Origin of the sequence: Frankia sp. AgB32 (assembly GCF_023243045.1) — a bacterium.
Classification (GTDB): Bacteria; Actinomycetota; Actinomycetes; order Frankiales; family Frankiaceae; genus Frankia.
In genome coordinates, this window is the sequence record NZ_JALKFX010000013.1 from 81,604 (window position 1) to 92,332 (window position 10,729).

9 protein-coding genes are annotated in these 10,729 nt (G+C 73.1%); 7 read left to right on the forward strand and 2 right to left on the reverse strand.

Annotated elements, in window-relative coordinates; all coding sequences use genetic code 11:
• Positions 1–6: 6 nt before the first annotated feature.
• Both MXD60_RS06435 and MXD60_RS06440 read right to left on the reverse strand, forming a co-directional pair.
• Positions 7–1,527, reverse strand: coding sequence for an NAD(P)-binding protein (locus MXD60_RS06435; protein ID WP_248818050.1), 1,521 nt, complete (start codon positions 1,525–1,527; stop codon positions 7–9).
• Positions 1,517–2,473 (reverse strand): PDR/VanB family oxidoreductase, encoded by a 957-nt coding sequence (locus MXD60_RS06440; protein WP_248818051.1) that lies wholly within the window; start codon positions 2,471–2,473, stop codon positions 1,517–1,519. The genes MXD60_RS06435 and MXD60_RS06440 overlap by 11 nt, the downstream gene beginning before the upstream one ends.
• Before the next feature lie 305 nt (positions 2,474–2,778).
• Between MXD60_RS06440 and MXD60_RS06445 the strand changes: the two genes are divergently transcribed.
• The 7 genes from MXD60_RS06445 (at position 2,779) to MXD60_RS06475 (ending at position 10,565) form a co-directional block, all read left to right on the forward strand.
• The gene (locus MXD60_RS06445; protein ID WP_518467461.1) at positions 2,779–4,023 is read left to right on the forward strand and encodes an acyl-CoA dehydrogenase family protein; all 1,245 of its coding nucleotides are present in this window, start codon (positions 2,779–2,781) and stop codon (positions 4,021–4,023) included.
• A gap of 78 nt (positions 4,024–4,101) precedes the next feature.
• On the forward strand, positions 4,102–4,644 hold the full coding sequence (locus tag MXD60_RS06450; protein WP_248818052.1) for a PaaI family thioesterase: 543 nt from the start codon (positions 4,102–4,104) through the stop codon (positions 4,642–4,644).
• Positions 4,641–5,693, forward strand: a complete 1,053-nt coding sequence (locus MXD60_RS06455) for an alpha/beta fold hydrolase (protein ID WP_308222385.1) — start codon at positions 4,641–4,643, stop codon at positions 5,691–5,693. Before MXD60_RS06450 ends, MXD60_RS06455 begins: the two co-directional genes overlap by 4 nt.
• A 292-nt stretch (positions 5,694–5,985) precedes the next feature.
• Entirely contained in the window at positions 5,986–7,158 is a 1,173-nt protein-coding gene (locus MXD60_RS06460) for an ABC transporter ATP-binding protein (protein ID WP_248818053.1), read from the forward strand.
• A 133-nt stretch (positions 7,159–7,291) separates the two neighbouring features.
• A complete protein-coding gene (locus MXD60_RS06465) occupies positions 7,292–8,689 on the forward strand; it encodes an ABC transporter substrate-binding protein (protein ID WP_248818054.1) in 1,398 nt (465 codons plus the stop codon).
• 5 nt (positions 8,690–8,694) lie between these two features.
• Positions 8,695–9,591, forward strand: coding sequence for a metallophosphoesterase (locus tag MXD60_RS06470; protein WP_248818055.1), 897 nt, complete (start codon positions 8,695–8,697; stop codon positions 9,589–9,591).
• Positions 9,592–9,593: 2 nt separating this feature from the next.
• Positions 9,594–10,565, forward strand: a complete 972-nt coding sequence (locus MXD60_RS06475) for a carbohydrate ABC transporter permease (protein WP_248818056.1) — start codon at positions 9,594–9,596, stop codon at positions 10,563–10,565.
• Positions 10,566–10,729: the final 164 nt, after the last annotated feature.

The window sequence follows — 10,729 nt, forward strand, 5'->3', positions numbered from 1 at the left end:
TCGCCCTCAGGGGCGAGCGGCCTCGGCGGGATCGGCGATCGCGCGGGCGGGACTGCGGTCGGCCGCCCGACCCGCCCGCGGGGTCGGGGCGAGCACCCGGACGGCGAGCGCCGGGCGCAGCAGGGCGGTGGGTGGGTCGACGAGGTTCACCACCCGCATGAGGGTCCGGGCGACCCGCGGGTCGTGGGCCGCGCGGCGCTGCGCCCGGGCGGCATACGCGCCGGTCACCCGCCCGCGCGGGCTGCGCCGGCCGGTCACCTGCGGATAGCGCAGGTCGGCGGACGTCGCCATGTCCCAGGCGACGTCCAGGACGGGGGCGACGGCACCGTAGAAGCGGCGCGGCACCCCGGGCAGGCCGGCGGCCAGGGCCGTGCGCAGCACCAGTGCCTGCTGGGCGGCGACCGTCATGCCCTGGGCGTAGAGCGGGTTGAAGCTGCACAGCGCGTCGCCGAGGACGACGAGGCCGTCGAGGGGGGCACGCAGCGCCTCGAAGCGGCGCCGCACCGACTCCCGGAACCGGAACGGCACGGGCGGAGTCAGCGGGGTGGCCGCGCGGACGAGGTCGTACACGTCCGGCACGGGCAGGGCGCGGGCGAACGCCAGGAAGCCGGCGTCGTCGGTCGGCGGGTGCGCGCCGAGCAGGCCGGCGAGCGTGACGATCCACCGGGAGTCCTCGGTCCTGGCCACGCCCGCGCCGATGAGCCCGGGCGCGGTGGCCACGATGACGCTGTTCTCGCCGTCGAGGTGCTCGGGTCGGCGCTCGTAGAGCCGGGAGGCGTAGCCGAGGTCGACGGTGACCCGTGAGATGGGTGGGGACTGCTGGCCGAGGGCGGCCAGCCAGTCCAGGCTGCGGGAGTTGCGCCCGCTGGCATCGACGACCAGCTCGGCGGGCAGCACCGTCTCGGCGCCCGGGCCGGCGTCGCCGCTGTCCCCGCCGGGGCGGATCCGCACGCCGGTGACCCGCCCGCCCTCGCCGCCCTCGCCGCCGGCGGCGCTGCCGACCAGGCCGGCCACCGCCGTGCGCGGGCGCACCTGGACGCCGGGCAGCGCGGCGGTGCGCCGCAGCAGGGTGCGTTCGAGTAGCGGCCGGCTCGCGAGCACGGAGACGAGCCCGGTCGAGGTCGGCCGCAGCCGCTGGCCGTGCATGTAGTAACGCCCGCCGACGAGGACCTCGCTGGTGGGCGCGCCGGCGGCGATCAGTTCCGCCACGGCGCCGGGATGCAGTTCCTCGACGATCTGGCGGCCGCGGTCCATCAGCGCGTGCAGGTGCCGGGCCTGGGGGACGCCGCGGCGGTCCCCGAACTGCCCGGCCCCGCCGGCGGCTGGGTCGGCGGCGGTGTCGGTGTGGAGGCCGGGCAGGTCGTCCCGGTCGAGGACGGTGACCCGGGCGAACGTCTCGGTGAGAACCCGGGCGGCGAGCAGGCCGGCGACGCCGGCACCGAGCACCACGGCGTGCCCGCTTCCGGACGCCGGCACCGGGGCGGGGCCGGCCGGCTGGACGGGGGTCAGCCCGGGGTCAGAGGTCAAGGGTCAGCCGCTCCGAGCGGGCCCGGGAGACACAGATCATCATCGTGGTGTTGCTGGCCCGCTCGTCGTCGGACAGCACGGAGTCCCGATGGTCGATCTCCCCCTCGAGCACGGGAGTCTCGCAGCTCGCGCAGGTGCCCTCCCGGCAGGAGGACGGCATGTCGAGGCCCGCGCGGTCCAGCGCGTCGAGCAGGGACTGCTGCGCGCCGACCTGGATCGTCCGGCCGGAGCGGGCCAGGCGCACCTCGAACCCGCGCTGCTCCTCAGGGTCGTCGTCCTGCGGCCGGGGCCGGAACCGCTCCAGGTGCAGGCTGCCGACACCGCGGTCGGCGAACGCCTTCTCGGCCGCCGCGAGCAGGCCCTCCGGGCCGCAGCAGTACAGCCTCGCGTTGTCGTCGAGCCCGGCGACCACGTCGGCGACGGGCAACCGGCCGGCGCTGTCCTCGGGCAGCACGTGCACCCGGTCCGGGTAGGCGGCGAGCTCCGGCAGGAACGCCATCCGCGAACGGGTGCGCCCGCCGTAGTAGAGCTGCCAGTCGGCGCCGCGGCGGGCGAGTTCACGCACCATCGGCAGGAACGGGGTGATGCCGATTCCGCCGGCCAGCAGCCGGTAGGAAGCGCCCTCGACGAGGGGAAAATTGTTCCTCGGCTGGCCGACCGTAATTTCCGAACCGGTCACGACCTGTTCATGGATGTAATGGGACCCGCCGCGGCTGATTTCCTCGCGGAGCACGGCGATCCGCCACGATCGTCGATCATCCGGATCTCCGCACAAGGAGTACTGGCGGATCTCTCCGGCGGGTAGCCTGATATCGATGTGGGCGCCGGGTTCCCAGCGCTCCAAAGCCTCTCCCTGGGGATCGGTCAGGGCGATGACCAGCACGTCCTCAGCGGCCAGCGTCGCCTCGTCCACCCGCAGGGCCGTCCAGCGAGATGCGGAAGTCACCCGCAAACCGTCTCATCCCGACCGCCCCGCCAACACCGATCAATACAACGGCAATCACCCCATCGAAAACCCTGATGGCCGGTGGCCACAACAGCGCTCGCTCGCAACAATGGCCCGGCGCACCGCGCATTTCGCGGCTGGCCCGAACAGCGGCGGCGAAAAGCGGAAGGTCCGCGCCCGCCAGGCTGGTGAACACTGTACGACCGGGTGTGATGACCGGGCGAAACGATGATCGGAACGCGACGGCGCAGGCCGGGCGGAACCCCGGACGGCCCTGAGCGCCGCGACGAGCTGGGAGCACACGCGTGAGCGAGACCCTTCTCGAGCCGGGCGAGGCGCATCTGCCGGCCTCGCCGGACGCCCCCCGCCCGGTGGCCACCGCGCCGGAGCTGGCGGCCCGCACCGCGCGGTTCGTGCGGGAGACGGTCATCCCGGTCGAGCGCGAGATCATCGTCGACCGGCGGCCGGTGACCGACGAGCTGCGCCTCGACCTGAACGCCGCCGCCCGGCGGGCAGGGGTCTTCGGGCCGCTGTCCCCGGTGGAGTACGGCGGGCTCGGCCTGGACTTCCGCGGTCAGGCGCACGTGCTCGGCGCCGCCGGCGAGAGCCTCGTCGGGCCGCTGGCGCTGCACTGCTGGGCGCCCGACGACGGCAACATCCACCTGCTCGAGGCCGCGTGCACCGCCGAGCAGCGCGAGCGCTACCTCGCGCCGCTGGCAAGCGGTGCGGTGCGTTCGGCGATCGCGATGACGGAGCCCGCGCCGGGCACCGGTTCCGACCCCGGCATGCTGCGCACGACAGCGACCCGCGTCGGCGGCGACTGGTCGATCAGCGGCGCCAAGCACCTCACCACCGGCGCGGACGGCGCCGGGTTCACGATCGCCGTGGCGCGCACCGACCTCGGGCCGACGATGTTCCTGGTGGACGCCGGCAACCCGGGCATGCGGGTGGTCCGGCGGATGCCGACGCTCGACTTCACCAGCGCCCCGGGCGGGCACTGCGAGGTGGTCTTCGACGACTGCCGGGTGCCCGACGACGCGGTGCTCGGCGAGGTCGGCATGGGGCTGGAGTACGCCAGCGCCCGCCTCGCGCCGTCCCGGCTGACGTTCTGCATGAACTGGCTCGGCCTCGCGAACCGGGCGCATGCCCTGTCCGCGGCGCACATCACCCAGCGGCACTCCTTCGGCGTCCCGATCGCCGAGCACGGCCTGGCGCAGGGGCTCGTCGCGGACAACGAGATCGACATCGCGGCGGCCCGGGCGCTCGTCCACGCCACCGCGGCGACCCTCGACGAGCAGGGAGCCACCAGCTCGGCGGCCCGCCACGGCGCGTCGATCACGAAGACGTTCGTCTCCGAGGCGGTGTGGCGGGTTCTCGACCGGTCCGTGCAGCTCTTCGGCGGGCTCGGCGTCTGCGAGGACTACCTGGTGGGCCGGTTCCTCGTCGAGGCCCGGGCGTTCCGCATCTACGAGGGCCCCTCCGAGGTGCTGCGGATGTCGGTGGCGCGCCGGGTGCTGCGCCGCGCCGCCGGCACCGGGCGTGCCGGCTGACCCGGCGCGCGTCACCATCCCGCCCCGCCTGATTCCCCGTCCGAGGACCACTGGGTCCGACCCCGTTGGGAGAGCACGGTGAGCAACCCGTCAGTCCTGGCTCCGCATGAGTCGGCGTTCGCGGCCTTCGCCCGGCCAGGCGCCGTCGTCCCGGACTTCGAGCACATCCGGCGCCTGGCCAACCAGGTCGTGCCGTTCGGCGCGTTCGTCGGCGTCGAGGTCACCGAGGTCGACGCCGAGCACGCCGTCGTGGAGATCCCCGACCGCGCCGAGCTGACCAACCAGATGGGCACGGTGCACGCCGGCGCCCAGTTCCTCGCCGCCGACATCGCCGGGGCCTGCGCGTTCGTCGGCGCGACGGCCGAGCGGATCGCCGATGTCGCCTGGCTCGTCGTGCGCGACAGCTGGTCGTCGTTCCGCCGGCCCGGCAAGGGCCTCGTCCGCGCCGTCGCCACGGTCGAGGAGCGCGGCGCCCGCCGGGTGCTCGCCGCCGGCCCGGGCGAGCGGATCGAGCTCGACGGCCGGGCGCAGCTGCACGACGCCGCCGGCACGCAGATCGGCGTCATCCGCTTCGCCTACGTCGCCGAGATGGTCGCCGCGCCGCAGGTCCCGACGCCATGACCGAGACCACTCCCACGGACCGGCCCGCGCCGCCGCCCGTCGAGGTCGGGCCACCCGCGGAGCAGTCCGCCGCCCCCACCGCCCCCGCCGGGGACGGCGGAAAGCGCCGCGGTGAGTTCACCACGCTGGAGTCGATCCCGGTGGCGAGCGAGGGGGGTGTCTCGTTCGTGCTGCGGGTGCTGCCGGCGGCCGACCCGGCGGCACCGGTGGTGCTGATCATGCCGGCGATGGCGCTGAAGGCGAAGTTCTACCTGCCGATCGCGAAGGCGCTGCACGCCGCCGGCCTGTCGGTGGTGACGACCGATCTGCGCGCGCAGGGCGAGGCCCATCCCGGCCTGCACGACCAGCCGACCTTCGGCTACCGCGAGCTCATCGAGGTCGACCTGCCGAGGGTGCTGGCCGCGGTGCGGGCCCGCTTCCCCGGCGTGCGGCCCCATCTGTTCGGGCACAGCCTGGGTGGCCAGCTCAGCCTGCTGCACGCGTCGGCGGCGGCCGCCGAGGCCCGCGCCGGCACGGCCACCACGGCCGGCGGGACCGGCACGGCCGACCAGTTCGGCGAGGTCGCCGGGGTGTGCGTCATCGGAACAGGCACCGTCTACTGGAAGGCCTTCGGCTGGCGGCGCTGGGCGGAGGCCCTGTACTCCATCCAGACGATTGGCCTGGTCGCGCGGGTGCGCGGCTACTGGCCGGGCGGAATGCTCATCGGCGGCGCCATGCCGGGCCGGGTGATGACGGACTGGGCCCGGCATTCCCTCACCAGCCGTTACCGCCCCGCCGGCACGACCCGGAACTATGACCGTCTACTGGCTGAGCTGGACGTTCCGGTGCTGGCCATCTCGCTGGACGCCGACCGGCTCGGGCCGAAGTCGAACGTGGACTTCCTGTGTCGGCGGATGCCGCGGGCCCGGCTGGACCGCTGGCACATCACCGCCACGTCCGGAGTCGCCCACCGAGACCATTTCGCCTGGGTGAAGGACGCCGCCGTCATCGGTCCCGCGGTGGCCGGCTGGATTCGTGAACGGCGCGTGCCCGAGAAGCCTTCGGCCTAGCGCATGGCGGCGACCGCGGACGCCGCCGGGACCGGTTCCTCTCGTGCCATTCAAAACTTCAATCAGGGGCGGTCAACGACCCTCTGGTTGCGACCCGTTCACCGCGCGGACACCGAGACCTGCTGGAATTCTGCTGCTCGCAGACACCGAAGTATTCGGCACATGCACGGTTCGGACGCCGGAAATTCATCGACAGAGCGGCGCCGCGATCCGGAAAAACCGGTCCGGGGCCGGCACCACTCGGGACACGACGCCAGTCCGGTGGAAGCCGCGGGACCGTCAGGGGGAGCCAGTGAGTCGCATCACCGTCCGGAACGTCACCCGGCGCTACCAGGACACGACGGCCGTCGACGGCGTCAGCCTCGACATCGCCGACGGCGACTTCCTCGTGCTGCTCGGGCCGAGTGGCTGCGGGAAGTCGACGCTGCTGCGCACCATCGCCGGTCTCATCGCGCCGAGCGAGGGCCAGATCCTCGTCGATGACCGCGACGTCACCGACACTCCCGCCCGCGACCGCGACCTGGCCATGGTGTTCCAGAGCTACGCGCTCTACCCGCACCTCACGGTTGCCCGCAACATCGGCTTCCCGCTGCGCGCCAAGCGCCGCAACCGGGCCGAGATCCGCACCCGGGTCGCCGAGGTGGCGCAGATCCTGGACCTGTCGGCGCTGCTCAACCGCCGGCCGCGGGAGCTCTCCGGCGGGCAGCGCCAGCGGGTCGCCCTCGGGCGTGCCCTGGTGCGCGACCCCGGCGCGTTCCTCATGGACGAGCCGCTGTCGAACCTGGACGCCCAGCTGCGCACCGCGACCCGCACGGAGATCACCGAGTTGCACCGCCGGCTCGGGCGCACCTTCGTCTACGTCACCCACGACCAGGTCGAGGCGATGACGATGGCGACGTCGGTCGCCGTGCTCAACAAGGGCCGCCTCGAGCAGGTGGGGACGCCGACCGAGGTGTACGACTCCCCCGCGTCCGCGTTCGTCGCGAGCTTCCTCGGCTCCCCGCCGATGAACCTCATCCCGGCCGAGGTCACCACCCGGGACGGCCGGCTGCACGCGGTCGCCGTCGGCGTCGACGTGCCGCTGGGCATCGACGTGCCCCGGTCGGCCGACGGCGAGCCGGACCCGTCCGCCGGCCGCGAGGTGCAGCTCGGCGTCCGCCCCGAACACCTGACCGCGACGCACGCCGACGCGGCCGACGACGACGCGGCGGTGCCGGCGCTGCGCGGCAAGGTCCGCACCGTGGAGAACCTCGGCAGCGAGGAGATCGCCCACGTCATCGTCGGCGACGGCGAGGTCCGCGTGCGAGCCCGCCGGCCCGCCGGGCTCGCCGCCGGCGACACCGTCGCGCTGCAGGTGCGGCCCGAACACACCCACCTGTTCGACCGCGAGTCGGGGCGCCGCCTCGTCTGGCGGCCGGACCAGCACAGTTCCATTCCTGCCGCTCGGGTGCCCGTCACCACCTGAGTCGGCGCCTCACCACCTGACCCGGCGCCGCAACCCGCGCGGAACCGGGCGCGGTCCCAGGGACGGGCCGCGCCCGGCTCAGACGTCCCGGAAATTCCCGTCACACCCCTTTCACGCCGCCGAGGAGCGTCCCGTGAGAAGACCGTTCACCCGCCGATCACTGTCGATGGTGGCGATCGCCGCCGCAACCGCCGTGTCCGTCCTGGCCGGCTGCGGCTCGCCCGGCGGGGACGCCACGCAGGCCAGCAGCACCCCTGCCGCAAAGGTGCCTGAGCTCGGCAAGGACCAGAAGGTCTCGATCGTCTTCGAGAGCTACAACTTCGGCCAGGCCGGGGCCTGGACCAACACGTTCAACGACCTGATCGGCAAGTTCGAGAAGGCCTACCCGAACATCCACGTCACGCCGCAGAAGCCGAAGGGCTCCAGCCCTAACCCGGCGGCCGACACGATCTCCAGCCTGCAGAGCCAGATCGCCGCGGGCTCGTCGCCGGACGTCGCGCAGGTCGGCTTCAGCGACCTCGACTTCACCATTCACTCCCTCGGCGCGCAGAACCTCGACGCCCTGTTCGGCAAGGACGCCGTCCAGAAGAACTTCGACGGCGCGAAGTACCCGTACGCCCCCACCGCGCGGACCCTCGCCGACTGGGACGGCAAGACCTACGGCGTTCCGTTCGTCTTCTCGACCCCGGTTCTGTACTACAACGCCTCGCTGTTCACCAAGGCCGGCCTGGACCCGGCGAAGCCGCCGACGACCTGGGCCGAGGCCGAGACGGCCGCGAAGGCGATCGTCGAGAAGACCGGCGACAAGGGTCTGTACCTGGACTGCCTCACGAAGATCGCCAAGGACTGGTGCTTCCAGAGCCTGGTCCGTTCCAACGGCGGCCGGGTGATCTCCAAGGACCGCACCCAGCTCACCTACTCGCAGGCCCCGGCCGTGCAGGTCGTCACGGACGCGCAGCGCTACGTCAAGGAGGGCCTGACCCCGGTCCTCGGCCAGAAGCAGGCGTACGAGAGCTTCGCCCGCGGTGAGATCGGCATGTTCCTGGAGACCAGCGCGATCCAGGCCACCTTCCAGAAGGGTGCCAAGGGCGCCAACTGGGACCTGCGCGCCGCCCGGATGCCGAGCTACGGCGACAAGCCGGCGATCGCCACGAACTCCGGCGCGTCGCTGTTCGTCCTGTCCAAGGACCCGGCGAAGCAGCGGGCCGGCTGGGACCTCATCAAGTTCCTGACCAGCGAGCAGGCCTACACCGAGATCTCCAGCAAGATCGGCTACCTGCCGCTGCGCACCGGGCTCGTCGACGACCCGGCCGGTCTGCAGGGCTGGGCCAAGGAGAACCCGCTGATCGTGCCGAACATCGCCCAGCTGGACAAGATGGAGCCGTGGATCTCGATCCCCGGTAACAACTACCTGCAGATCCGGGACGGGATGATGGACGCCGTCGAGCGCTCCGTCTACCAGGGTGCCGACCCGCAGTCGACACTGACCGCCGCCGAGAAGCAGGGCGCCGCCCTGATGCCGAAGGCCTGACAGCGATGACGACGACCGGACCGGCCGAGATGACCCTGATCCAGGTGAGCGACACTCACCTCGTCCCTCGCGGCCAGTTGGTACATGACCGGCTCGACACCTTCGCCATGCTGGAGTCTGTCGCCGCGACGGTGGCCGCCTCAGCCGGTCCGGTCGCCGGGATCCTGCTCACCGGGGATCTCACCAACGACGGCGCAACCGAGTCCTACCAGCGGCTGCGCTCGGTGATCGAGCCGCTGGCGGACCACCTGGGCGCCCCCGTCGTGTACGCGATGGGCAACCACGACGAACGCCCGGCGTTCCGCGCCGAGCTGCTCGGCGGCGCGCCCAGCGCGTCCACCACGGGCCCCGCCGCCCCCGCCGACCCCTGCGACCTCGTCCACCACCTCGACGGCGTGCGGGTCGTCGTGCTGGACTCGACCACCCCCGGCCGGCACGACGGCTGGCTCACCGACGAGCAGCTCTCGTGGCTCGCGGACGTGCTCGACGAACCGGCACCGCGCGGCACCCTGCTCGTCGTCCACCATCCGCCACTGCCCTCCCCCGTGCCGGCCGGTCACCTGCTGCGCCTGGCCGCCGCCGAACGCCTCGCCAAGGTGATCGAGGACACGGACGTGCGGATGGTGCTGTCCGGGCACTCCCACCACGCCGGCGCCGGTTCCATCGCCGGCATCCCGGTGTGGATCTGCCCGGCGCTCGCCTACCAGGTCGACGGGCTGCCGCCGGCCGGGCGCCACCGCGGCCTGTCCGCCGGCGGCTTCAGCCGCATCGACCTGATCGACGGCCAGTTCGTCGCGACGGCCGTGCCGCTGGAGGACGCCGGCGAGCTGTACAACCGGGACGGGGCCGACTGGCTGGCCTACGTCCGCAGGCTCACCCCGACGACGACCCCGGAGGCGTAGCCGTGTTCGTCGAGATCGCTCCCCCGACCCTGGCCGAGGCCGCCGCCGCCACCGCAGCGGAGGCAACGGCGACGCGGCGCCGGTCGGTGCGCGGCATCAGCCGGCTGCTCGGCCGGGGCGTCGTGCCGTACCTGTATCTCGCGCCGGCGCTGGGCCTGCTCGTGGTGTGGATCTACCGTCCGCTGGTCGAGACCGCCCAGTACTCGTTCTACTCGTGGAACCTCTCGCCCACGACACCGGCGATCCCGGTCGGCTGGCACAACTTCCACCGGGTGTTCACCCTGCCCGAGGTCGGCGACTCGGTGCTGCGCACCGTGCTGATGATCGGCCTGCTGCTGCCGTTCACCATCGTCATCCCGATCGTGGTCGGCCTGCTCTCCCGCGAGGTGCGCGGCCGGGCGCGGACGGTCTACCAGGCGCTGATCTTCGCGCCGTTCCTGGTGGCGCCGGTGGCGAGCGCCGCGGTCTGGGAGTGGATCCTCACTCCGGGCTCCGGGGTGCTCAACCGCGCGACCGGACTGAAGATCAACTGGCTGCACGAGCGGGTCCCGGCGCTGCTGTCCATCACCGGGATCGTCGGCTGGCAGATGCTCGGCTTCGCCGTGCTCGTCGTCGCCGCCGGGCTCGCCTCGATCAACGGCGACTACGCCGAGGCCGCCTCGGTCGACGGGGCGTCGCGCTGGCAGGCGACCCGCTGGCTGACGCTGCCGCTGCTCTCGCCGACGCTGGTGTTCCTGCTGCTCACGACGGTGCTGCTGGCCGGCACGTGGACGTTCCCGCTGATCGACACACTCACCCAGGGCGGGCCGGTCAGCGCGACGACGAACATCTACTACCTGCTCTGGAACTACGGTTTCAAGAGCTTCGACGCGGGCCTGGCGGCTGCGGCCGGTGTGGTGTTCTTCGCCGCCTTCACCGGGGTCGCGATGGTCCTCGTCTGGCTGTCCGACCGGCTCGCCTTCCACGACAACTGACCGTTTCGGCGGCCGGCCGGCGCCGCCCCCCGGGCGGCCGGCCCCCCCCCCCCCCGCCCCCCCCCCCCGGCCGCCGGCCGGGGGGGGGGGCGCCGTCAGGCCCGCCCGCGGCGGTACCGCCGCGCGGAGATGTCCGGCCAGACGGCGAAGAAGTCGCGCTCGGC